Here is a 25,001-nt window from a genome sequence, read left to right as displayed (position 1 = left end):
CGTCCCGCAAGTTCAATCTGCCGAGGTCCGGAAGTCCGGACGGGCATGAGGGGATTCAGCGGGTTGCGGGCAGATCTGGGTGCGTTCGACCGGGTACACGAGGCGTTCGAGGAGCAGGTGCGGAAGACGCCCCACCGCTGTGCGCTCGTCGCGGGTGACGAGAGGCTGAGCTACGCCCGGCTGGACGAGGCCGCGAACTCGGTCGCGCACGCCCTGCTCGGCCGCGGGGTGGCGCGCGGTGACCTGGTCGGCGTCTGCCTGCGCCGCGGCCGGTGGCTGGTGCCCGCGCTCCTGGGAGTGCTGAAGGCGGGGTGCGCGTACGTCCCGCTGGACCCGGCCGCTCCGCCGGCGCACGGCGCGTCGGTCGTCGCGGACTCCGGGCTGTCGCTGGTGCTGGCGGACGAACCGGATCCGGCCGCGCTCGCGGAAGCCTGTGTGCCGGTGCTGGCCGTCGGAGACGTCACCGCCTCGCCCACGACCTCCCCCGGTGTCCCGGGTTCCGGTACGGATCTCGCGTACGTGATCTACACGTCCGGCTCCACCGGCAGGCCGAAAGGCGTCCAGGTCGAGCATCGCAACGTGCTCGCGTTGCTGGCTTGGGCCGCCGCCACCTACGGCGACGACGAACTGCGTGGCGTGCTCGGCGCCGCGTCGGTCTGCTTCGACGCGTCCGTCGCCGAGGTGTTCCCGCCCCTGGTGACCGGCGGGAGCCTGGTGCTCGCCGAGAACCTGCTCGCGCTGCCCGGGCTGGCCGCGCGGGACGAGGTGACGTTCGTGCAGGGCGTGCCGTCCGTGCTGGCGGTGCTGGCGCGCACGCCGCTGCCGCGTTCGGTGCGGACCGTCGCGATCGCGGGCGAGGCACTGCACCGGTCACTCGTCGACCGCCTCTACGCCAACGAGGGCGTGCGGCGGATCGTGAACTGCTACGGCCCGACCGAGGCGACGGTGAACTGCTCGTGCCACGAGGTCGGCCGGGACGGGCTGGACGACCCGCCGATCGGCACCCCGCTGCCCGGCGCCGCGTTCTCGGTGCGGGACGCCGACGGCCGCACGCTCGGCGACGGCGAGGTCGGTGAGCTGTGGGTCAGTGGAACGCTCGTGACGCGCGGGTATCTGGGGCAGCCGGAGCTGACCGCCGAGAAGTTCGTGACCGACTCCCGCGGCGTCCGGCACTACCGCACCGGTGACCTGGTCCGGCGCCACGACGGCGTGCACCATTTCGTCGGCCGCGCCGACGACCAGGTGAAGGTGCGCGGCTTCCGGATCGAACCGGGACAGGTCCAGGCGGCGCTGCTCACCCATCCGGCCATCGGCAACGCGGTGGTGCTCGCGCCCGCCGACGAGCACGGGGAGCGCAGGCTCGTCGGGTTCGCCGAACCGGCCGGTGACTCGGTGTCCGAGCCGGAACTGTTGCGGTGGCTGCGATCGCGGCTGCCCGCGCATCTGGTGCCGTCCCGGATCGCCGTGCTCGACGCGATCCCGCTCGGCACGACCGGAAAGGCGGACCGGGCCGCGCTGGCGGCGTGGGTGTTCGACCGCGAGGAGACCGAGTACGTCGCCCCGCGTACCGAGGCCGAGCGGCTGGTCGCCGACGTGGTCGCGGCCGCGTTCGGGTTGCCGGGGATTGGAGTGCACGACCGGTTCTCCGAATCGGGCGGGCACTCCCTCGCCGCGGCGCGCGCGGTCGCTCGGCTGCGGGAGGGCACCGGCCGGGTGGTGACGCTGGCGGAGTTCCTCTCCGATGGCACGGTGGCGGCGGTCGCGCGGCGGCTCGCGGACGCCCCTGCCGCGGCGCCCTCGGTGGCCCTGACCGAAAACCCGGACCGGGAGATTTACCCGCTGACCGGCACGCAGCGGGATCTGTGGACCCTCGCCCAGCTCGGCTCGACCGGCACCGCGACGACCGTCGCGTGGCGGCTGCGGCTTCATGGCCGGGTGTCGCTTCCCACGCTGCGGGCGGCCGCGGACGGGATCGTGGCGCGGCACGAGGTCTTGCGCGGCACGATCGGTGACCACGACGGCGAACCGGTCATGGTGGTGGGTCCGCCGGCGCCGGTCCCGGTGGACGAGCACGACCTGCGCGGGCTCGCCGACGCGGACCGCCGCGCCGGCGAACTGGCCGAGGCCGCCGCCCGGCACGCGTTCGACCTCACGAAGGACACGCCGCTCCTGCGGATCACCCTGCTGCGCCTCGCCGACGACGTGGCCGACCTGGTCGTCGTGTCCGACCACATCGCCACCGACGGTGCGTCAATCGGTGTGCTCATGGCGGAACTGGCCGGCACTCCCGCGGCTTCCTTCGCGCAGGTCGGTGCGGTGGCGTTGCGGGAACGCTCGCTCGCGGAGGTGCCCGGCGAGCGAGACCGGCTGACGGCGTACTGGTCGGCCGAACTGGCGGGGGCGACGCCGCCGGACGCCCTGTTCGACCGCGTCGTACACGGCCGGCGGCGTTTCGAAGGCGAGCGGATCAGCACGCCACTGCCCGAGTCGCTGGAATCGGCGGTGCGCGCGCTCGCCGAATCGAGCGGGGTGACGCCGTTCGCGGTTTACCTGTCCGCGGTGGGGGTGCTGGTCGGCGAACTGGTGCGGGGCCAGGACGTGCTCCTCGGGATGGCGGCCGCCCAACGGGACCGCGCCGAGCTCGAACACACCATCGGCCCGCTGGTCGACGTCCTGCCGGTCCGGTTGCGGCTCGACGCGGACACGTCGTTCCGCGACCTGCTGCGCACCGCCATGACCACCGCGGCACACGCCATCGATCACCGCGGCCTGCCCAGCGGTGAACTCGCCGGACTGTGGGGTTGCGACCGGCCCGCTGGGGTCCCGCTCACCCCCGTGTCGATCGCGGTGCAGCCCGACGGCGTCCCGTTGTCGGCGCACGGGCCGGACACGCGGCTCGGCCTTCTCGGCGAACTGCCGACCGGCGGCAGCCACACCCCGCTGACGGTGTTCGTGAACGCCAACGTCGGCGGCGCCGAACTGATCGTCGAGCACGATCCGTCGTGGCTCGATCCCGGCCGCGCCCGCTGGTTCACCCGTTCCCTGCTGCACCTTCTGCGCTCCGCTGTGTCCACACCGGACACCGCGTTGTCCGCGCTGGCACTGGCGGCGGACGGGGAAGTCGCCGAGCTGACGGCGTGGGGAACCGGCCCCGCGCTGCCGGACGACGGCACGACCGGCGTGCCGGACGCGGTGTGGCGCAACGCCTCGCGGACACCGGACGCGGTCGCGGTGTCGTCGGCGAGCGGGCGGCTGACGTACGCGGAACTGGCAGGCCACGCCGACCGGATCGCAGGCGTACTCGCCGCGTCCGGGGTGACGGCCGGCGACACGGTCGGCGTGTGCCTGCCGCGCGACGAGTTCCTGCCCGCCGCGCTGCTCGCCGTCTGGCGGGCGGGCGCGGGGTATCTGCCGCTCGACACCGAGCAACCCGCCGCCAGACTGGCCCAGCTCGCGAGTGAGGCGGAGCTGCGCGTCGTGCTCACGCGGGGCGACGCCCAGCCGATGGCGTCGGAGGTCGCCGAAGCCGTACCGGGCCTGCGCGTGGTCGACGCCGACCGAACCGACGGAGAGCCCTTCGAGCCGGTGTTGCCGGACGGCGACGCGCTCGCCTACGTGCTGTACACGTCGGGGTCGACCGGGCGGCCCAAGGGCGTCGAGATCAGCCACGCCAACCTGCACGCGTTCGTCCGGTCCCGGATGCTCTCCCCCGGCATGACGCGGGACGACGCGATGCTCGCGCTCGCGCCGCTCGCCTTCGACGTGTCCGCCGAAGAACTGTGGTGGCCGCTCGCCACCGGCGCGCGCTGCGTCGTCGCCGACCGCGACACCGCCGTCGACGGTCACCGGCTCGCGCGGCGGATCGCCGGGAGCGGTGTCACGGTCGTCGACCTGACGCCCACGAGCCTGCGGATGCTGCTCGCCGCGGGCTGGTCAGGCGACCCCGCGCTGCGGCTGCTGCTCGGCGGCGAGGTGCTCGACCCGGAGCTCGCCGCGCGGGCCCTGCCGCTGGTCGGCGAGCTGTGGAACGGGTACGGCCCCACGGAGACCACGGTCGCGGCGACCGCGCACCGGCTCACCGGCCAGGACCGGGTCCCGATCGGCTCGCCGACGCCGGGCGCCCGGCTGTACGTGGTGGACGAGGCGGGCAGGCTCGCGCCGCCCGGCGCGATCGGTGAGCTGTGGATCGGTGGCGCCGGTGTGGCGACCGGCTACCGGGCGCGGCCCGAGCTGACCTCGTCCGCGTTCGTCGCCGGCCCGGTCCGTCCCGGCGAACGCTGCTACCGCACCGGTGACCTGGTCCGGTGGCGTCCCGACGCGACGCTGGAGTTCCTCGGGCGCGCCGACGACCAGGTGAAGGTGCGCGGCAACCGGTTCGAGCCGGGCGAGATCGAGACCGTCCTTCGTGGACTGTCCGATGTGGACGACGCGGCGGTGGCGGTGGCCGCGGACGGCGTGGACGCGCACGTGATCGGCTACCTCACGCCCGCGACCGTCGACGCGGCGGCCGTCGAACGAGAGCTGCGGCGGCTGCTCCCCGCCTACATGGTGCCGAGTTCGTGGCGCACCCTGGACACGCTCCCCTTGCTGCCCAACGGAAAGCTCGACCGGCGCGCGCTCCCGCCGGTGCCCGCCGCCCCTCCGGCCGCGGCCGCGCCGCTGTCGGACGCCGAGGCGCTGGTCGCGCAAGTGTGGCGGGAGTGCCTCGAACTCGACGAGGAGATCGGGCCGGACAGCGACTTCTTCGCGCTCGGCGGCCGGTCGCTGGCGGCGACCAGGGTGGTCGGCCTCCTGCACACCCGGCTGAGACGCCGGGTCACCGTCCGCACCTTGTTCGACCACCCGGTACTCGCCGACTTCACCGCACGGATCGACGCGGACGCCGCCTTCGACGACCACCCGCTCGTCGCCCGGGCGGACCCGGCCGCACCCGCGCCGCTGTCGCCGGCGCAGCGCATGCTGTGGTTCGCGGCGAAGCTCGACCCGGACAGCGCCGCCTACAACTCCCCCACCGTGCTGCGGATCCGGGGCGCACTGGACGAGCCTCGGCTGTACCGCGCGGTCCGCGCGCTCGCGACGCGCCATCACGTGCTGCGCAGCCTCTTCACCGAGATCGACGGGGAGCCGGTCGCGCTCCTCGGACCGGCCGACGCGATTCCGATGTCCACTGTGGACATAGCGGAGCCGTCGGCGGACGCGACGGTGGCGGCCGAGATCCGGCGGCCGTTCGCGCTGGACGCCGCGCCACCGCTGCGCGTGGTCCTGTTCCGGCTCGCGCCGGACCACCACGTGCTGACCGTGACGTGCCACCACATCGCCACCGACGCGGTCTCCCAACGCCTCCTGTTGTCCGAAGTGGACCGGTGGTACCGCACGGAACCCGACGACTGGCCGCCGCCGCCCTCGCTCCAGTACGCCGACCACGCCGCACGGGAGCGCGAGCAGGACCACGCCGCGGGGCTCGACTGGTGGGAGCGGCGGCTCGCGGACCTGCCCGCGTTGCGGTTGCCCGCCGACCGGCCCCGCCCCGCCATCGCCGACTGGACGGCGGACGAGGTCCCGGTCCGGCTGTCCTCGGACGTCACCGGCCGGGTCCGCGCGATGGCGGGCGACGCCGGGACCACGCCGTTCACGATCCTGCTCGCAGCCTGGCAACTGCTGCTCGCGCGACTTGCCGGGGTACGGGACCTCGCGGTCGCCGTCCCGCACAGCGGCCGCCGCACCGCCGAACTGGGCGCGATGGTCGGCTTCTTCGTCGACACCGTGGCCGTCCGCGCCGATTTCGGAGCCCGGTCGGGCCGCGACCTCGTGGCCAGGACACGCGCGGCGGTACTCGACGCGTTCGCGCACGCCGACGTGCCGTTCGACGAGGTCGTGCGGCGGCTCGCGCCGGAGCGGGACCCGGCGAGCACCCCGGTGTGCCAGGTGATGATGAACGTCCTCGACGAGCAGGCGACCGCGGAGCTCGGTGATCTGGCCGTGACGGTGCTGCCGCAACCGGTCGCCACCGCGCTGTACGACCTGAACCTGGACCTCGCCGCCACCGGCGACGGCTACGTGGGAAGGCTCGTGTTCCGCGCCGATCTGTTCGACCGCGCCACGATCGAACGGTGGTCCCGCTGGTACGGCACCCTCCTCGACCGGCTCACCGCCGATCCGGACGCCGAACTGTCCACACTGGACATATCGGACGACGCGGAACGGGCGGCGCTGCGCCGCTGGGGTACCGGGAACCCGTTGCCCGCCAACCGAACCGTGGTCACCGACGTACTCGCGCAACCGCCCGGCGCGGTGGCGACGTCGTCACCGGCCGGACGACTGTCCTATGGAGATCTGGCCGACCGGTCGGCACAGGGCGCCCGCGGTCTGCTCGCCGCGGGCGTCACCACCGGCGACGTGGTCGGCGTATTCCTGCCCCGCGACGAACACCTGCCCGCCGGGCTGCTCGCGGTGTGGCGGGCGGGTGGTGCGTACCTGCCACTGGATCCCGGCCATCCCGCGGACCGGATCGCGGCGCTCGCCGCCGACGCCGGGGTCCGGGTCGTCGCCGCCCGCGGCCACGCGCTGGACGTGGCCCGCGCCGCGTTGCCGCACCTGACCGTCGTGGACCTCGACGCCCCCGTCACGGACACGCGCGCCCTGCGAGAGCCGGGCCAAGACGACCTCGCCTACGTCCTCTACACGTCCGGCTCGACCGGCGAACCGAAGGGCGTCGCGGTCACGCATCGGAACCTCGCCGCACTGGTCCACGCCTTCCGCGAAGTCACCGGCGTACAGCCGTCCGACACGTGGCTCGCGGTGGCGCCGCTCGTGTTCGACACGGCCACCGGCGAGATCTGGACGACGCTGACCGCGGGCGCGCACTGCGCGATCGCCGACCGGGACTGTGCCGTCGACGGGCACGCGCTGGTCCAGCGGCTCGTCTCCACCGGCGCGACCAGGTTCAACCCGACACCGACCACCTTGCGGATGCTCGTCGCAGCCGGGCTTCCCGATCTGCCGGGACTGCACGTGTACTCCGGCGGCGAAGCCCTCGACGTCGTACTGGCGCGGCAGATCACCGCCCGCGTCGCCAGCCTGCGCAACTGTTACGGACCCACGGAGACCACCATCACCGCGACCACACATCTCGTGACCACCGCCGATCTGGCGGCCGACCGGCCGATACCGATCGGCGGACCGCTCGGCGGCACGCTGCTCACCGTGGTCGACCCGTTCGGACAGACCGCGCTTCCCGGCGCGGTCGGCGAATTGTCCATCGGCGGCGCCGGTGTGACACCGGGTTACCTGGGCCGCCCGGAGCAGACCGCGGCCGCCTTCGGCACCGACCCGTTGCACGGAGGGCGTTCCTACCGCACCGGCGATCTGGTCCGCTGGCGCGCCGACGGCGTAATGGAGTTCCACGGCCGCGCCGACCACCAGGTGAAGATCCGCGGGAACCGGGTGGAACTCGGAGAGGTGGAGCACGTGCTGCGCACGGTCCCCGGAGTGACCGACGCGGTGGTCGTGATGCGCACTGGAGAAGGCGAACCACATCTCGTCGGTTACCTCACCCCGTCCACTGTGGACACCGAGACGGTGGCGGCCGTGCTGCGCGGCCGGTTGCCCGACTACGCGGTGCCGCACCGGTGGGTCTCGCTCGACGCGTTCCCGGTCACCGCGACCGGCAAGGTGGACCGCGCCGCGTTGCCCGCGCCCTCGGCACCGGCGCGGCCGGACAGCCCGCCCGCGTCGGCGGTCGAGGAACTCATCGCAATGACCTGGGCCGAGGTTCTCGGCCGGGAGCGGGTCGGCGCCCTGGACGACTTCTTCGGCCTCGGCGGACATTCGCTCGCCGCGACCAAGGTCGTCGGCCGCCTCGCCGAGGCGTTCGGTTTCCCCGTCCCCGTGCGGTGCCTGTTCGACCGGCCGGTGTTGCGGGAATTCGCCACGGAACTGGAACGGATCGCGATGACCGCACTGGCGGACGACGGCGCCGATGTCCCGACCGGGAGCACCGCATGACCGACTCACTCGTCACTCCCGCACAACGACGCCTGCGCGAGCTGCTCGCCGGCCGCGCCACCGCCGCGTTGCATGGCGGGACACCCGTCGCGAAGGAGCCCGCCATCCCCCGGCTCCCTCGCGACGGGTCACCGGTGCCGCTGTCGTCCGCGCAGGCCAGGCTGTGGTTCCTGGCCCGCTTCGAACCCGGCGGCCACGCCTACAACCTGCCGCTCGTGCTCGACCTGACCGGGCCGGCCGACGAGACCGCGCTCCTCGCCGCGGTCCGGGACGTCGCCGACCGCCACGACGTGCTCCGCGGCGTGTACCGGGAGATCGACGGCGCGCCGATGCGGTGCGCCGGACCGGCTGTCCCGGTGTCCATTGTGGACGTCCCCGCGGCGGAGCTGGACGCCGAGGTGGGCGCCGAGGCCATCCGTCCGTTCGCGCTCGAAGACATGCCACCGATGCGGGCGGTGCTGTTCCGCGTCGCCGCCGAGCGGCGGGTGCTGGCGCTGACGTTCCACCACATCGCGATGGACGCCCCGTCGGCCGCGGTCGTGCTCGACGACCTCGCCGCCTGTTACGCGGCCCGCCTCGGCGTCCGTGACATGCCGCCGGAACCGGCGCTCCAGTACGCGGATCTGGTGGCGTGGAACGGTTCCAGGCCGGACACCGCCGAGGCCGACCTGGCTTGGTGGCTCGAACGGCTCGCCGGGCTCCCTCCGGTGCTGGAGCTGCCGACCGACCGGCCTCGCCCGGCCGTGGCCGGGGACGACGGCGCGGAGGTCGAGGTCGAGGTGCCCGCCGCGCTCACCGCGCGAGTGCGGGAGATCGGCCGTGCCATCGGTGTCACCCCGTTCATGGTGTTCCTGGCGTGCTGGCAGACACTGCTCGCCAGGCTGGCCGGGACCACCGACGTGCCGGTCGGGGTGCCGGAGTCCGGCCGCCGCCACCCGGAGGCCGAACGGGTCGTCGGCTGCTTCGTCACCACGCTGGTGCTGCGCACCGACCTGGCCGGCGCGACCACCGGCCGCGAACTGCTCTCCGCCGCCAGGGACACGGTGCTCGACGCGTTCGCCCACCCGGACGTGCCGTTCGAGCGGATCGTCGAACGGGTCGCGCCACGACGCGGGCTCGACGCTTCGCCGATCTTCCAGGTCATGCTCAACGTGCTCGACGAACCGTCGCGGGCGCCCGAATTCCCCGGTCTGGCCGCGCGGGTCACCGAACCGCCGGTGCGGAGCGTCAAGTTCGACCTGAGCCTCGCGCTGTCCCGGTCCGGCGACGGCTATTCGGGCGGGCTGTCCTACCGCACCGACCTGTTCGACCGGGGCACCGCGGACCGGATCGCCCGCTGGTTCGTCACCCTCGTCGACGGGATCACCGCGGACCTCGACCGGCCCGTGGCCGAGGTGCCGATCGAAGCCGTCACCGCCCCGGTGCTGGCGGGACCGGAACCGGACCAGGGCGAACTCCGCCCCGTGCACACGCTGATCGAGGACGCCACCGACCGCTGCCCGGACCGGATCGCCGTGGTCGGCGCGACCGGCTCGCTCACCTACCGGCGGCTCGACGAACGGGCCAACCGCATCGCGCACCGGCTGCGGGCACTCGGCGTGCGCGCCGACGAGCCGGTCGGGATGCTGCTCGAACAGGGCACGGACGTGGCGTGCGCGGTACTGGGCATCATGAAGTCCGGCGGCGCGTACCTGCCGATGGACACCACCTACCCGCGGGCGCGGGTGGCCGCCATCCTCGCCACCGCGGGCGCGCGGATCCTGCTCGCCGAACCCGGCCTCGACGTCACCGTTCCCGGCGTCACCGTCCTGACGGTCGACGACGCGGTGGCCGCCCAGCCGGACACCCGGCCGGACGTCCCGGTCTCGGGCCACGATCTGATCCACGTGATCTTCACGTCCGGTTCGACCGGGGCGCCGAAGGGGGTCGCGGTCGAGCACCGCAACGTCGCGCACTACCTGTCGGGCATGCTGCCCCGGCTCGGCGACGTGGCGGGCGCGTCGTTCGCGGTCGTCTCCACCCCCGCGGCCGATTTCGGCCTCACCGGCGTGTACGGCGCGCTGACCACCGGCGGCACCGTCCACCTGGTCGACCGGGACACCGCGATGGATCCGGAGTCCTTCGCCGGATACCTCGCCGAGCACCCCGTCGACGTGCTCAAGTGCGTGCCCAGCCATCTGGAACTCCTTGCCCGGCACGGGGATCTGGCCACCGTGCTGCCGAGGCGGCTGCTGATCCTCGCCGGTGAGGCGTGTCCGTGGCCGCTCGTCGAGCGCGTCGAGGCGGCCCGCCCCGGCCTTCGGGTGCAGAGCCACTACGGGCACACCGAGAGCACGATGATCTCGATGACGTGCGACGTGGCGGCCGTCCCGCCGCACGAGCGCACCGGATACGTCCCGCTCGGCACGCCGCTGCCCGGCGTCGTCGGTCACCTCGTCGACGCGCGCGGCGCGGTCGTACCCGAGGGCATGACCGGCGAACTGGTGATCGGCGGGCCGCAGATCACCCGCGGCTACCTGGGCGACGACGCGCAGACCGCGGCCCGGTTCGTGCCCGACCCGCTGGGCACCGGCGTGCGGTGCTTCCGCAGCGGCGATCTGCTGCGGGTGCGGGCCGACGGCGCCGTGCAGTTCCTGGGCCGCGCCGACGACCAGGTCAAGGTGCGCGGCCACCGGGTCGAACTGGGCGAGGTCACCGCCGCCCTCCGCGACGTCGACGGGGTGGCCGAGGCCGTGGTGCTTCCGGTCGGCACCGGCCTGGACCGCAGGCTCGCCGCCTGGCTGGTCGGGCCGGGGCTCGACGTGGCGACCGTGCGCCGGACGCTGCGGGAGCGCCTGCCCGACTACCTGGTGCCCGTCTCGCTCACGGTCCTGGATCGCTTGCCGCTCAACGCGAACGGCAAGATCGACCGGGCCGCGCTGCCGGACGTCGCCGAGCGGGAGCCTGCCGCGCGGCGGCCGGTGGCGACCCCGGCCGAACGGCTCGTGGCGCGGGTCTGGGGCGACGTGCTCGGGAACGCCGACATCTCCGCCGACGACGACTTCTTCGCCGTGGGCGGTCATTCCTTCGCCGCGGTGCGCGTGGCGGGGCGGCTGGGTGAGGCGCTGCGCCGGGACGTCGCCGTGCGCACGGTGTTCGAGCACCCGGTACTGGCCGACCTCGCCGCCGTGCTGTCCGCCGACCCGGGCGGCGCGTTCGGTGGCGCGCCCATCCCCGTGCGGCCGGACCCCGAAGCGCCCGCGCCCTTGTCGTCGGCGCAGGCGCGGCTGTGGTTTCTCGAACTGCTCGGCCCGGGGTCGGCCTATCACGCCGATCTCGTGCTGCGGCTGCGCGGGCCACTGGACGCGGCGGCGATGGTGCTCGCCGTGCGGGACGTCGCCGCCCGGCACACCGTCCTGCGCAGCGTCATCGAGGAGCGGGACGGCATCCCGGTGGCCGTTCCGGTCCCCGCCGAGCGCGTTCCGGTGTCCATTGTGGACATAGACGCCGACCGGGTGGACGCGGCGTGGCGGGCGGAGCTGGCGCGGCCGTTCGCGCTCGACCGGGAGCCGCCGCTGCGGGCCTCGCTGTTCCGGATCGCCGCCGATGAGCACGTCCTCGCGCTCACCGTGCACCACATCGCGACCGACAACTGGTCGCGCGGCGTCATCGGCGCGGACCTCGCCGACGCGTACGCCGCGCGGCTCGCGGGATCGGCACCGGACGCGGCCCTGCCCGTCCAGTACGCGGACTACGCCGCCTGGCTGGCCGCCCGCGGACGCGACGAGGACCTGGACTGGTGGTGCGACCGCCTGTCCGGGCTGCCGCCGCTGCTCACGTTGCCGACCGACCGGCCCCGCCCGGCGGTGGCCGACTGGTCCGGCGGCCACGTCCGGTTCGCCCTCCCCGCCGCGCTCACCGCACGCGTCCGGCAGGTCGCGGCCGAGACGGGCGTGACGCCGTTCATGGTGCTGCTGGCCTGCTGGCAGGAGCTGCTCGGCCGCCGCGCCGGGACCGACGACGTCGCGGTCGGCGTGCCGGAATCCGGGCGGCATCACCCGGACGCCGAGTCGACCGTGGGCTGCTTCGTCAACACTCTCGTCATGCGCACCGACCTCGGCGGCGACCCGACCGTGCGGGAGTTGCTCGCCCGGTCCCGCGAGACCGTGCTCGGCGCGTTCGCGCATGCCGAGACACCCCTCGAAGGGATCATCGAGCGGCTGCGGCCGGAACGGTCCGTGGGCGCGACACCGATCTTCCAGGTGTTGCTGAACGTCCTCGACCAACCGGCGGCGCCGCCCGTCATCCCTGGCGTCGAGGTGACGGCCGTCCGCGACGCGGGCGAGCAGGTGAAGTTCGACCTCAGCATGGTGCTGGTCAACGACGGCGACACCTACCTCGGCGGCCTCGCCTACCGGACCGACCTGTTCGACGCCGGCACCGCCGACGGGATCGTCGCGGACTTCCAGGCACTCCTGACCGGGTTACTGTCCGATGTGGACCAGGCGGTCGCTGCGGTCGGTCCGGCCCGCAACGAGTCCCGCCCGACCACCGCACCGGTTCCCGTGCCGGTGACGGGTTCGCGCGCGCCGGAAACGCCGACCGAGCAACGCGTCGCAGAGGTGTGGGCGCGGGTTCTCGAGGTGCCCGAGGTCCGTGCGGACGACGACTTCTTCGCCCTCGGCGGCCATTCGTTCACCGCGGTCCGCGCGGTCCGGCTGATCGACGGGCGGCTCCGGGTCATCGATCTGTTCCTGCACCCGACCGTCCGCGAATTGGCCGCCCATCTCGACGCCGGGCGGGAGACCGACGACGGGCGCCTGCTGCACCGCCTCTCCCCCGCCCGCGCGGGCGCGCCGGAGCTGACGCTCGTCTGCGTGCCCTACGGCGGCGGCTCGGCCGCGGTGTTCCAGCCACTGGCCACCGAACTCGCCGCGGCCGCACCGGATTTCGACCTGCTCGCCGTCGAACTGCCCGGCCACGACGTGGCCCGGCCCGACGAGGCGTTCCGCACCGTCGACGAGGTCGTGGACCTGCTGGCCGACGAGATCGGCCGGACCGTCACCGGCCCTGTCGCGGTGTACGGGCACTGCGTCGGCTCCGCGGTGGCCACCGCGCTCGCCGCCCGGCTCGAGTCCGACGGCCGCGTCGTCGCCGGAGTGGTCGTGGCGGGCAGCTTCCCCGCCGCACGCCTGCCAGGCAGGCTGTCGGCCTGGCTGCAGCGCCGGTTCCCGCGCGAACGCTGGGTGGCGGACCGGCTCTACCGGGACACGCTGCGGGCCACCGGCGGCCTGCTGGACGACATGGACGAGTCCGCGAGCGCGGCGATGCTGCGGGCGTTGCGGCACGACGCCGGACAGGCGCAGGCGTGGTTCGGCCGCGCGCTCGACCCGGACGCCGCCGGAAGACCCCGGCTCACGGCCCCGGTCCTGTGCGTGGTCGGGTCGAGCGACCCGGCGACCGAGCTGTACCAGGAGCGGTACCGCGAGTGGGGCGTGTTCGCCGATCGCGTCGAACTGGCCGTGCTGCCCAAGGCCGGGCACTATTTCCTGCGCCACCAGGCCGCCGAGGTCGCCGCACTGCTGCGGGACCGGCTGTCCCGCTGGGCCGGCGGCGACCTGCCGCCCGAAGTCCACGACGTCCCGGTCGCCGCGACCGCGACCCGGCGCGGGCTGCGCGCGTTCTACACCGTGGCGGGTGGCCAGGCCGTGTCGATGATCGGCAACGAACTGAGCGCGTTCGCCCTCGGCGTCTGGGCCTATCAGCTCAGCGGCCGCGTCGTCGACCTCGCCTTGGTCATGTTGCTCGCCCGCGTGCCGAGCATGTTGCTGACCCCGATCGGCGGCGCGCTCGCCGACCGGGTCGACCGCAGGCGGATCCTGCTGTGCTGCGACCTGACGAGCGGCGCGGCGATGGCCGTGCTCGCCGTGCTGTTCGCCTTGGGACGGCTGGATCTCGTGGCGGTGTGCGCGATCGTCGGGGTGATGTCGGTGGCGTCGGCGTTCCACCGGCCCGCCTACCTGGCGGCGATCGCCCAGCTGGTGCCGAAGCCGTACCTGCCGCAGGCCAACGCGCTCGCCGACATGGGCGCCGGTCTCGGCACCGTGCTCGGGCCCGTCCTCGGCGGTGTCCTCATGGGACTGTCCGGATTGACCGCGGTGGTCGTGGTCGACGTCGCCACGTTCGCGATCGGGGTGCTCACCCTGGTGCTGGTGCGGTTCCCGAACCGGATGTTCTTCACCCAGGCCGAACCGTTCGCGAAGGCGGTCACCGGCGGGTGGAAGTTCGTGCTGCGCCGCAAACCGCTGCTCGTGATGATCGGCTACTTCGCGGTGGTCAACTACTTCACCGCCGTGATGTGGGTGGGGCTCACCCCGCTGGTCCTGTCGATCGGCTCGACGGGCGAACTGGGGGTAATCAGTGCCGTCGGCGGGATCGGCGCGGCGGTCGGCGCACTCGTCGTGGTCACCTGGGGCGGCACCGCGCGCCGCGCCACCGGCATGATCGCCTTCGTCATCGGCTCCGGGCTCGGCGTGGCGCTGATGGGCGCGTGGCCTTCGGTGTTCGTGGTCGCGATCGGCCTGTTCGTGCGGCTGGCGTGTATGAGCATCGGCAACGCGCACTGGCTGTCGGTCATCCAGACGAAGGTCGGCCAGCGGCTCCAGGGCCGGGTGCTGGCGATCAACGTCATGCTGGCGACCGCCATGCAACCGCTCGGGTTCCTGACCGCGGGACCGCTCGCCGACCGGCTCGGCGGCTTCGCCACGCTGATGGTGGTCTCCGGTGCCGTGCTGGTGGTGTGGGGCATGCTCGGCCTGCGCTACCGGCCGCTGCGCGACATCGAGGACCTGCTGCCGGACGCGGCGCCACCGGCGGAGATCGACGCCGACCTCGACCGCGTGCAGGCGGTCGCCGACCGGAACCTGGCACGGTGAAGCCGATGTCCTCCCTCGTCACCGTGGCCGACATCCGCTCCGCCGCCGCACGGATCCGGCACTCCGTGCACCGCACGCCCCTGCTCGGGCCGTTCGGCGACCTGTGGCTCAAGCCGGAGCACCGGCAGCGGACCGGTTCGTTCAAGGTACGCGGCGCGCTCAACGCGGTCGCCCGGCTCACCACGGGCCACGTCCTCGCCCAGTCGTCCGGTAACCACGGGCGGGCGGTGGCCTTCGCCGCCGCACGGCACGGGCTGCGGGCCACGGTCGTCCTGCCCGCCACCGCGCCCGCGTTGAAGGTGGACGCGGTCCGCGCGCTCGGCGCGCACGTCGTGATCGTGCCGCCCGCGCTGCGCGAGCGGGCCACGGCCGAGCTGGCGGCGCGGACCGGCGCCACCGTCGTCGGTTCCGCCGACTTCGACGTGATCGCCGGGCACGGAACGGTCGGCGCCGAGATCGTGGCGGATCTGCCGGACGTCCGCACCGTCCTGGTGCCGGTGTGCAACGGCGGGCTGCTCGCCGGAGTCGCCGTCGCCGTGAAAGCGGTGTCCCCCGGCACCCGGGTCGTCGGCGTCGAGCCGGCACTGGCCGGGGACGCGGCGGAATCGCTGCGGCTGCGAAAACTCGTGCGGTGGCCGGTGGAGCGCACCTACCGCACGATCGCGGACGGGCTGCGCGCGCCGGTGCTCGGCGAACTCGCGTGGCGCCACATCAGGGTGCTCGTGGACGACATCGTCACCGTCGACGAGGACGGCATCGTCGCCGCGCAGGAGTACCTGTCGGACCGGTTCGGTGTGCGAGCCGAGCCGAGCGGGGCGGTGGCGACCGCCGCCCACCTGACCGGGCGATGGCGGGGCACGACCGTGGCGATCGTGTCCGGCGGCAATGTCGCGGCTCCGGTGGCCGAGGGAGAGCGGGTGTCCGTTGAGCACGGATGAGTTGAACGGTGTGCTCGCGACGATCGGCGGCACGCCGCTGGTCGCGCTGGAGCGGGTCGTGCCGATCGCGGACGTCCGGGTGTTCGCGAAGATGGAGAAGTTCAATCCGGGCGGCAGTGTCAAGGACCGCACCGCGCTGCACATGCTGCGCGGCAAGATCGAGGCCGGGGAGCTGGTACCGGGCCGGTCGGTGGTGGTGGAATCGACGTCCGGCAACCTCGGTGTCGGCCTCGCCCAGCTGTGCGCCTACTTCGGGCTCGAGCTGATCTGCGTGGTCGACACCCGTACGACCGCGCAATCCGTCGCGCTGTTGCGGGCCTACGGCGCGGCGGTGGAAGTCGTGTCCGCGCCGGACGGCGACCTGCTCGGCGCGCGGATCGCGCGGGTCCGGGAGCTGGTGGCGCTGTTGCCGGACGCGTTCTGGCCCAACCAGTACGAGAATCCGCTCAACGCGGCCGCGCACGAGCAGACGATGGCCGAGATCGTCACGGCGCTGGACGGACGGGTCGACTACCTGTTCTGCTCGGTCAGCACCGGCGGCACGCTGCGCGGCTGCGCCGACCACATCCGCGACCGCGGCCTGGCCACGAAACTGGTCGCGGTCGACGCGGCGGGCAGCGCGATCTTCCACACCCCGACCGAGCACCGGCTCATCCCCGGGCACGGTGCCGGCTGGCGGCCGCCCTTGGTCGGCTCGGCCGATTCCGCCGGTGTGATCAGTGAGATCGTCCACGTGACCGACCTGGAATGCGTGCGTGCCTGCCGGTCGCTGGTGGCGCGCGAAGCGATCCTGGCGGGCGGGTCGTCCGGGGCGACCGTGGCCGCGCTCGGCAAGCTGCGCCACCGCATCCCCGCCGGTTCCCGCTGCGTGCTCGTCTTCCCCGACGACGGCAACCGCTACCTCGACACCATCTACTCGGATTCCTGGGTGCTGGAGCACTTCGGCGAAGTTCCCGAGGTCACGACCCGGCCGTTGACCGCCGCCCGCTAAGGAGAAACCTTGCGCCATCTCATTTCCCTCGACGATCTCACCGACGAGGAACTGCGTTCCGTCGTCGCGCGCGCGACGGCCCTGGCCGCCGACCCGCGGCAAGCGGGCGCGCCGCTGTCCGGTGAGGTCGTCGGCATCTACTTCAGCAAGACCTCCACGCGCACCCGCACGGCGTTCTCGTCGGGCGCGCTGCGGCTCGGCGCGCGCATCGTCTCCTACGGGCCTAGCGATCTGCAGCTCAACACCGGGGAGACCATCGCGGACACCGGCCGGGTGCTGTCCACCATGCTCGACGCGCTCGTGGTGCGCACCGCGGGCGATCCGGCGGAGCTACGGGCCATGGCCGACCAGAAGCGGATGTCGGTGGTCAACGCCATGACCGCGGACGAGCATCCCACCCAGGCACTCGCGGATCTCACCACGATGGCCCGCCGGTTCGGGCGTGTCGACGGGCTGCGGGTGCTGTACCTGGGCGAGGGCAACAACTCCGCGGCCGCGCTCGCGTTGGCACTCACCCGGTTCCCCGGTACCGAACTGCAGCTGCGCACCCCACCCGGCTACGGCCTCGATCCCGCCGTGCTGGCGCGTGCGCGAGCGCACGCCGCGCGACACCAAGCGTCCATTGTGGAGCGTCACGACATGGACGACCTGCCCGTGTCCGATGTCGTGTACACCACGCGATGGGAGACGACGGGTACGACCAAACCGGACCCTGACTGGCGCGAGGTTTTCGCGCCGTTCCAGGTGACGCGGGCGTTGTGGCGGACCAGTCCGGACGCGGTGTTCATGCACGACCTGCCCGCGCACCGCGGCGAGGAGGTCACCACGGAGGTGCTGGACGGCCCGGACAGCATCGCGTTCGTCCAGGCGGAGAACAAGATGTACAGCGCGATGGCGGCACTGGAATGGTGCCGCGGCAAGGATTCGGCATGAGCGAGCAGTGGTACGACCAGGCGGACACGGGACTCGCGGGCGCGGGCCGGGTGACCGTGCTGTCGCGCGCGGACGTCCGGCGCTGTCTCGCGACCATCGACCCGGTCGAGATCGTGCGGCGGACGCTGGCCCGGCACGACCGTGGCGAGAGCCTGCTCCCCGCGGAGGCGTACCTGCGGTGGGAGAATTCGCGGGGTGCCTACACCCGGTCGATCGGCATGCCCGGCGCGGTGGGGCCGCACCACGGCATGAAGATCATCAATGCCAGCGTGTCCAACCCGGCGGCGGGCCTGGAACGCGCGGGCGGGCTGGGCCTGTGCTTCGACGCCGAGACCGCCCGGGTCACGTCGATCATGGAGGCGGGCCTGCTGAGCGCGGTGCGCACCGCGGCGGTGAGCGCGGTCGGTGTCGACGTCACCGGTTTCGGCGGCGCCGGCTCGCTCGCGATCGTGGGATGCGGAGCGCAGGGGCGGATGCACGCGGCACTGCTGAGCCGCCGGTTGCCTGCTCTGCGCGCCGTGTCGCTGCACGACCGCGACCCGGCCGTCGCCCACCGACTCGCGGACCTGCTCTCCCGCGACGACCTCGAAGTGACCGTGCACGACAAGGCCCGCGACGCGGTCGGCGCCGGCGAGATCGCGGTCTTCACCACCACCGCCGACGAGGGTTACGTGACCCCCGACTGGACGCGCCCCGGCGCGCTGCTGGTCAACGTGTCCTTGGGCGATCTCGCGGACGAGACGTTCCTCGACGCCGCGGCCCTGTACGTGGACGACCTCGACCTGGTGGCGGACAACCCCCGCCGCCCACTCGGCCGCCTGATGCGCGACGGACTCGTCACCCGCCCGTCGGACGGTACGGCGAAACCCATCGACGCCACCTTGGGCGGGCTGCTCACCGGGCGGTACCGCAGCCGTGGCACCGCCCGGCCGCACGTCGTGCTCAACCCGTTCGGCATGGGCGTGCTGGACGTGGCGCTCTACGGCGCCATCGCCTCACAAGCCCGTCACTTGGGCTTCGGATCGCTCGTCGACCTCGGCTGATGTCCCGTTCCGGCGTTTTCGAACAACCTCGATCAAGATCACCGCACAAGATCACTAGGCGGCTCCGCACATTGCCGATAATGTTCGCCGTAGCCAGTTGATTGGCTGACGGAAAATAACTCACGCGGGCAAGTCGTGTCTTTCCGGCGCGGCCGACGGCCTATCGAACGCGAAAGAAGGCCCGGCGGAATTCGCCGTGGCTTTCGATCCGAACGACGAGAAAGAGAACACCAGTGAAGAAATGGACGACACGGGTCACGACCGGCCTGGTGGTCGCGGGTATGGCACTCGCCGCGCAGAGCGCGCCGGCGATGGCCGAGGAAGAAGCGGGCACCGCCACGGTCGCCGCCTCGGAGGCCGACGGTGACACGGCCGAGGTCACGCTGACCGAAGAGACTTCGGAAGTCGGCACCGCCGACTGCGGCGACTGGCGTCGCGCCCTCGCCGGCTACGGCAAGTGGTCGGTGAGCAAGTACGGCTGTGGCTACATCAGCCCGGATTCGAAGAAGAACCCGCAGCACCGCCGCTACACGTGGAAAATCCCGGCGGGCAGCAACGGCCGGGTCTGCGTCCAGGCGGAGGGCCACTACTGGAGCACCAAGAAGAAAAAGAGCGTCTCGACCTGGACGACGGCGGGCTGCGGGACCGGCGGCACCGTCGTCGTGCGCTGGTCGGGCCCGCCGAAGAAGGGCGGCGGTTATCTCGGCCTCGCCTCGACCCCCAGGGTGCGGGCGAAGGTCCAGCCGGGCTTCGGCGGCGCCGCGTACAGCTGGAAGTGAGCCGGCTCGCGCCGGCGTGACCGACGGCCACCACGGATCCGCCCGTCGGTGCCATGTCGCGAAAGCCACTTTCGGGACATCACACGTCTCGAAAGTGGCTTTCGCGACACGTGTCCGAGCCATCTGGGCAGGCCGCCAATGTTGCGAAAGCCACTTTCCCAACCTTCACCGTTGCGAAAGTGGCTTTCGCGACCCGCCACATTGCGTTGCCCCGCTGGAACGGCCATTGCCGCCTAGCGCAGTCCGATCTCCGTGAGCAGCGCCTGCGCTTTCCGCCCGTGTTCGTCGGCCATGCCGGTGTCGCCGGCGACGGCCGCTCCGTGCCCGATCCCTTTGTGCGCCCGTGCTTGTTCGTAACGGTCACCGAGTTTTTCGGCGACCGCAAGCGCTTCGCGGTGCCGGGTGATCGAACCCGCTGCGTCGCCCAGGTCGCCGAGTGCGATACCGATGCCGTTGAGCGCCTTGATTTCGAACTCTCCCAAGCTGTTCCGGCGCGCGAGGTCCAGTGCCTCGGTCAGGTGTGTCAGGGCGTCGTCGTGCTCGCCCAGCCGCGCGAGCAGCGAGCCGATGTGGAGCAATGCCTCGGTCTCCGGGAACGGGTAGCCGAATTCGCGTGCGGTGGCGAGCGCCCGCCGGTAGTGGCCGAGTGCCTCGGCGGAGTGACCCTGCTGCTCGTGCACCGTGCCGAGGTTGCCGTAGGTCAGGCATTCCCCCACCCGGTCCCCCACCTCCAGCATGATCGCCAAGGCCTCGTCGAGGTACGCCTCGGCCTTGTCCCAGTCGCCGACGCGCATCGCGCTGTTCCCGAGGTTGCCCAGCGCGCGGCTCTCGCTGGTGCGGTTGCCGGTCTCCCGGTGCACGAGCAACGCCTGCCGGTAGCAGTCCTCGGCCGCGGCGAAGTCGCTGAGCCGGTCGAACGCGTTGCCGAGGTTGTTCAGTGCCCGCGCCCAGCTCGCCCGGTCGCCGCCCGCCTCGTAGCGCGCGAGCGCCTGCTTGAGCCGGTCGATGCTCTCCTGATAGCGATTGGAACGCAGGTAGACCGCGCCGAGGCTCAGGTACGCGCTCGCCTGGACCAGCGGGTCGGCGGCGCGGACCGCGATACCGTGCACGATCTCCGCGTCGGCGAAGTGCAGTGCGTTGTACAGGTACCGGTTGAGGATCGGCGACATCGTGGCCGCGTCCTCGTGTCCGCCCTGTTCCTCGGTCAGCACGGTGATCCCGACCAGGTTGTGCCGCTCGGCGTCCAGCCACGCCGTCGCCGCCGCGACATCGGCGAAATCCGGCGCCGGAACGTCCGAAGTGGACACGACGGGTCTGCGGTCGCACTCGTGCGGGGCGTAGCGGTCCATGGCTCGGCAGGCGGCGTGCCGGTAGTAGCCGAACAACCGGCCGAGTGCGGCCCGCCGCGCGGAGGCGGCGTCCACGTCCCGCGCCAGTCCCGCCGCGTAAAGGCGGACGACGTCGTGCAGGCCGAACCGGTCCTGGACGCTCCGCTGCACCAGGCTGCCGGCGACCAGTTCACCCAGCAGCGCCTCAGCCTTGGGTAGATCCACCCCGGCGAGCGCGGCCGCCGCGCGGGTGTCGACGTCTCGGCCGGGGTGGATCGCGAGGAGCCGCAGCAGCAGCGCGGCATCGGCGGGCAGGTCCGCATAGGACAGGCCGATGGCGTTCTCCAGTTCGTCCTCGACCCGCAGGCTGTCCCGGCGTTCCGCGAGCCGGGCGGCGTGGTCGCGCAACGTCCAGTCGCGCCGGTTCCGGATCCGGCCGGCCACCACCGTCAACGCGAGCGGCAGATGGCCGACCAGCTCGGCGATCCGCGCGGCGGCCTCGGTGTCCTCGGCGACCTTCGCTTCGCCGACCAGCCTGCGCAACATGTCGAGCGACTCGGTCTCCGGAAGCGCGTCCAAGTGCACGAGCCGTGCACCGGCCAGGCCGGTCAGGCGCCGTCTGCTGGTGATCAGCACGATGCCGCCCGGCCGGTCCGGCAGCAGCGGGCACACCTGATCGGCGTCCGCAGCGTTGTCCAGCACCACGACCGGCCGCCGGTCCGCGAGCAGCCTGCGGTAGGTCGCCTGCCTGCCATCGGGGCCGAGGCGGTGGATCTCCTTGCCCGGCACCCCGAGCCGCCGGAGGAACTCGTCCAGCACCGCGAGCGGATCGGCGGGCGCGCGGTCGGCGTCGTAGCCACGCAGGTCCGCCCACAACCGGACCTCGGCGCCGTCCCGGTGTGCCAGCCGGTGCGCGGCACGGACGGCGAGACTGGTCTTGCCGACGCCCGCCATCCCGTCGACCACCACCACCGGCGACCGCTCGCCGCCCCCGGTGATCGCGGCCAGCTCGGCGTGCCTGCCGACGAACTCCGTGCTGTCGGCGGGCAGCTCACCCGCCACGGTCACCCACGACGAGTCGGCCGTGAGGCCCGCGATCACCTGACACACCTGCCGCCACCGCGCCACCACCGCCTCGTCGGCGGCGAGCGCGCGCACGATGTCCGCGACGAGGTCCACGTCCATCCGCCGCCTGCCCGGCTGCAGGCACCGGTAGACCGTGTTGAACACCGGCAGGTCGGGGTTGCCCGCCGCCCGCCGCGCCCGTACGACCCGGCGGTGCAGCTCCCGGTAGGACACGCCGTTCCAGCCGCGCAGCGAGTTCAGCCGGGCCGCCAGCTCGTCGAACGAACCGGCGCCCACCGGCTCCGGCGTCCCGTCGGGATCCATGGTCGAAAAGGGTAATCCGTTCGGCCGATCGGCAAGGTCCGAACAGGACAATCCGCCCGGCACCGAGTTCGCCCATCCGGCCCACCCCGGTCGCCGATCTCGACTATGGTCGAGCCGCATTCACGTGTCCAGGGGGTTCCCGTGCCGGAGGAACGGCCGCCGAGTCCGATCGGGGCTCGGTCGTACGACGAGCTTTCCCAGCGGCTGCGGCAGGCGCTGGCCTGGGCGGGATTGACCCACCGGGAGCTGCACCGCCGGGTGCGGCGCCTGCGCACGGCCAGGGGAACGGCCGACCTTCCCGCCTACAACACCGTGTACCGCTGCCTGCTGCCGGGACGCAAGCGACTGGACGTCGAGCTGGTGGTCGACATCGCGGCCGTGCTGCTCGGCATGGACGTCGCGGCGGAATGGCGGCAGGCGCACCGGGTGATCACCGGGCACGCCACCGAGGCGGCCGTGATCAGCGTGGCCGATCACCTGCCCGCCCCGGACGGCGGGTTCGTCGGCAGGCAGGCGCAACTGCGCCGGATACTGGACGCCGAGCCGGACGACGCCGGCGTGTGGGCGATCTCCGGGATGGCCGGGGTCGGCAAGACCCGGTTCGCCAGCGAGGTCGCGCGGCTGCTGGCCGAGCGGGGCCGGTTCTCCGACGTGCGGCTGGTGGTGAATCTCCGCGGCTTCGACGCGGATCGGCCCGCCGCGGACCCGGCCGCGGTGCTCGAAGGCTTCCTGCGCCGGCTCGGGGCGTCCGGTGGCGAGATCGGCTGCCTCACCCTCGCCGGCCGGAGCGCGCTGTTCCGGCGGCTGCTGGACGGGCGGCGCGCGCTGATCCTGCTGGACAACGCGGCGTCGGTCGACCAGGTGCTGCCGTTGCTGCCCGACCTGCCGACCTGCCTGGTGCTGGTCACCAGCAGGCGCCGCCTCGCCGGCCTGGACACGGCCCGGCACGTGGCGCTGGACGTGTTCACGCCGGAGGAGTCGGTCGAGTTGCTCCGCGACGGGATCGGCGACGAACGCGTCGACGCGGAGCAGGGCGAAGCGGCCGACATCATCGAACTGGTCGGCCGGTTACCGCTGGCCCTCGCACTGGTGACCCGGCGGCTGGCCGCCTCGGACGAGTGGACCATGGCCGACCACCGGGACCGCCTCGCCGACCTGCGGACCATGCTGCGGCTGGACGACGGGGTCGAAGTCGCGCTGCGCACGTCGTACGACGAGCTGGCCGAGCCGGACCGCGTCCTGCTCGGCCTGCTCGCCGTCTATCCGGGACGCGATGTCGACGACCACGCGGCGGCGGCGCTGGCGGGCGTCGAGGTCGACGTCGTGCGCCGTCAGCTCGACGACCTGGTGGCGGCCAACATGATCACCGCCCGCGCGTCCCGGTTCGAACTGCACGACCTGGTCCGGGTGTTCGCCGAAAAACGCGTCCGGGAGAACGTCCAGGCCCGGATGCGCCGGGCCGCGGCCGTCCGGCTGCTCGACTTCCAGCTGGCCACCGCCCGTGCCGCGCTCGTCACCTGTTACCCCCACGAGGCGGAGCGGTGGGAAGGCCTGCCCACCCCCGAGGCACGGGCTCTAGTGTTCGGCGGGGCCGACGAGGCGATGGCCTGGCTGGACACCGAGCGGGTCAACCTCGTCGTCGCGTCCGGCTGGGCGCTGAGCGAAGGACGCGACGACCACGTGACGCGGCTCGCGTGCGTGATGACCAGCTATTTCGAGGCCCGCGTGCACGTGAGCGACGCGCAGGCCCTGTTCGGCAACGCCGTCCGGGTCGCGTCCGGTGGCACCCGGGGGCACGTTCTGAACGGACTGGCCATGACCCATTGGCAACGGGGCGACGCCGCCGAGGCGCTGGTCGTCCTGGAAGACGCGATCAGGGAGTTCTCCGCCGCCGGCGAATCCGATTACGTCGTCTACCTGTCGGGCAACGTCGGCCTGCTGCTGACCGGTCTCGGTGACTATCGTGCCGCGTTGCCCTGTTTCCGGCAGGCCTTGGAGTTCGCCGTCGCGAGGAACAACGAGTCGTTCCGGGCACGGCAGTTGTGCAATATCGGCCTCGCCGAAATGCGGCTGGGGAACTATCCCGCCGCCGTCGACTATTTGTCGCAGGCGCTCGACGTGACCAGGGCGAGCGCGGACCACCTCTGCGAATGCCGTGCGCTCGACGGTCTCGGCACCACGTACTGGCGAATGGGAAAGGACACCGAGGCAGGGGCCTGGTACGAGCAGGCGCTCGCCGTGGCGAGGCAGTCGCACAACCGGGCCGACGAGGGCAAGGTGCTCAACCATCTCGGGGTCCTGCTCGTCGCGGCGGGGCGGTTCGACGAGGCCTTGGCGCATCACCGCCAAGCCATCGAGCTGGCCAAGGAAATCGGTAGCAGGGAAGGAATGCTGGCCGCGAACACCGACATGGCGGCGACCCTGCTCGCCGCCGGGCGGGCCGCCGACGCCGTGCGTCGCCTGCGGCAGTCGATCGAATCCGCGACCGCGGCGGACAGCCGCTACGAACTGGCCAGAGCCCAAAGTGGACTCGGCGACGCACTGTCCGCCGCCGGTGATCCGGTCGCCGCGCGGAAACACTGGCGGACCGCGCACGCCGCGTTCGCCGAGATGGGTGTGCCGGAAGCCGTCGACGTCCACGAACGTCTCGTGTCGGCCGCGACGGTGGCGTCGTAGGGCAGG

The 25,001-nt window shown here is 72.9% G+C and carries 9 protein-coding genes; 8 read left to right on the top strand and 1 reads right to left on the bottom strand.

Annotated elements, in window-relative coordinates; all coding sequences use genetic code 11:
- The first annotated feature begins 63 nt into the window (after window positions 1–63).
- From H4W30_RS02685 to H4W30_RS02655, 7 genes are all read left to right on the top strand, one after another.
- Window positions 64–8,004, top strand: a complete 7,941-nt coding sequence (locus H4W30_RS02685; RefSeq protein ID WP_225948735.1) for a non-ribosomal peptide synthetase — start codon at window positions 64–66, stop codon at window positions 8,002–8,004.
- Entirely contained in the window at window positions 8,001–14,918 is a 6,918-nt protein-coding gene (locus H4W30_RS02680; protein ID WP_192741316.1) for a non-ribosomal peptide synthetase/MFS transporter, read from the top strand. Before H4W30_RS02685 ends, H4W30_RS02680 begins: the two co-directional genes overlap by 4 nt.
- Window positions 14,919–14,923: 5 nt before the next feature.
- On the top strand, window positions 14,924–15,856 hold the full coding sequence (locus H4W30_RS02675; RefSeq protein ID WP_192741315.1) for a threonine ammonia-lyase: 933 nt from the start codon (window positions 14,924–14,926) through the stop codon (window positions 15,854–15,856).
- On the top strand, window positions 15,843–16,847 hold the full coding sequence (gene sbnA / locus H4W30_RS02670; RefSeq protein ID WP_225948734.1) for a 2,3-diaminopropionate biosynthesis protein SbnA: 1,005 nt from the start codon (window positions 15,843–15,845) through the stop codon (window positions 16,845–16,847). The genes H4W30_RS02675 and sbnA overlap by 14 nt, the downstream gene beginning before the upstream one ends.
- Window positions 16,848–16,856: 9 nt before the next feature.
- Window positions 16,857–17,780: an ornithine carbamoyltransferase gene (locus H4W30_RS02665; RefSeq protein WP_192741313.1), complete on the top strand. Its 924-nt coding sequence runs from the start codon at window positions 16,857–16,859 to the stop codon at window positions 17,778–17,780.
- Window positions 17,777–18,823, top strand: coding sequence for an ornithine cyclodeaminase (locus H4W30_RS02660; protein ID WP_192741312.1), 1,047 nt, complete (start codon window positions 17,777–17,779; stop codon window positions 18,821–18,823). Before H4W30_RS02665 ends, H4W30_RS02660 begins: the two co-directional genes overlap by 4 nt.
- A 233-nt stretch (window positions 18,824–19,056) precedes the next feature.
- Window positions 19,057–19,602 carry a hypothetical protein gene (locus tag H4W30_RS02655; protein WP_192741311.1) on the top strand — a complete coding sequence of 182 codons (546 nt, stop codon included), beginning with the start codon at window positions 19,057–19,059 and terminating at the stop codon, window positions 19,600–19,602.
- Window positions 19,603–19,835: 233 nt separating this feature from the next.
- On the opposite strand, the gene H4W30_RS02650 is transcribed toward H4W30_RS02655, so the two are convergent.
- Entirely contained in the window at window positions 19,836–22,319 is a 2,484-nt protein-coding gene (locus tag H4W30_RS02650; RefSeq protein ID WP_192741310.1) for a tetratricopeptide repeat protein, read from the bottom strand.
- 141 nt (window positions 22,320–22,460) lie between these two features.
- On the opposite strand from H4W30_RS02650, the gene H4W30_RS02645 reads away from it, so the two are divergent.
- The gene (locus H4W30_RS02645; protein WP_192741309.1) at window positions 22,461–24,995 is read left to right on the top strand and encodes an ATP-binding protein; all 2,535 of its coding nucleotides are present in this window, start codon (window positions 22,461–22,463) and stop codon (window positions 24,993–24,995) included.
- Window positions 24,996–25,001 lie beyond the last annotated feature (6 nt).

The sequence above is a fragment of the Amycolatopsis roodepoortensis genome (assembly GCF_014873915.1).
Lineage (GTDB): Bacteria > Actinomycetota > Actinomycetes > Mycobacteriales > Pseudonocardiaceae > Amycolatopsis > Amycolatopsis roodepoortensis.
Note: the sequence above shows the minus strand (reverse complement) of the source record. Positions and strands in the feature narration are given on the sequence as shown.

What these genes read in the sequence shown, in the direction of transcription:
- H4W30_RS02680 (WP_192741316.1), top strand. Translation starts at nt 8,001, where the DNA reads ATGACCGACTCACTCGTCACTCCCGCACAACGACGCCTGCGCGAGCTG.
- H4W30_RS02675 (WP_192741315.1), top strand. Translation starts at nt 14,924, where the DNA reads ATGTCCTCCCTCGTCACCGTGGCCGACATCCGCTCCGCCGCCGCACGG.
- H4W30_RS02660 (WP_192741312.1), top strand. Translation starts at nt 17,777, where the DNA reads ATGAGCGAGCAGTGGTACGACCAGGCGGACACGGGACTCGCGGGCGCG.
- H4W30_RS02650 (WP_192741310.1), bottom strand. Translation starts at nt 22,319, where the DNA reads ATGGATCCCGACGGGACGCCGGAGCCGGTGGGCGCCGGTTCGTTCGAC.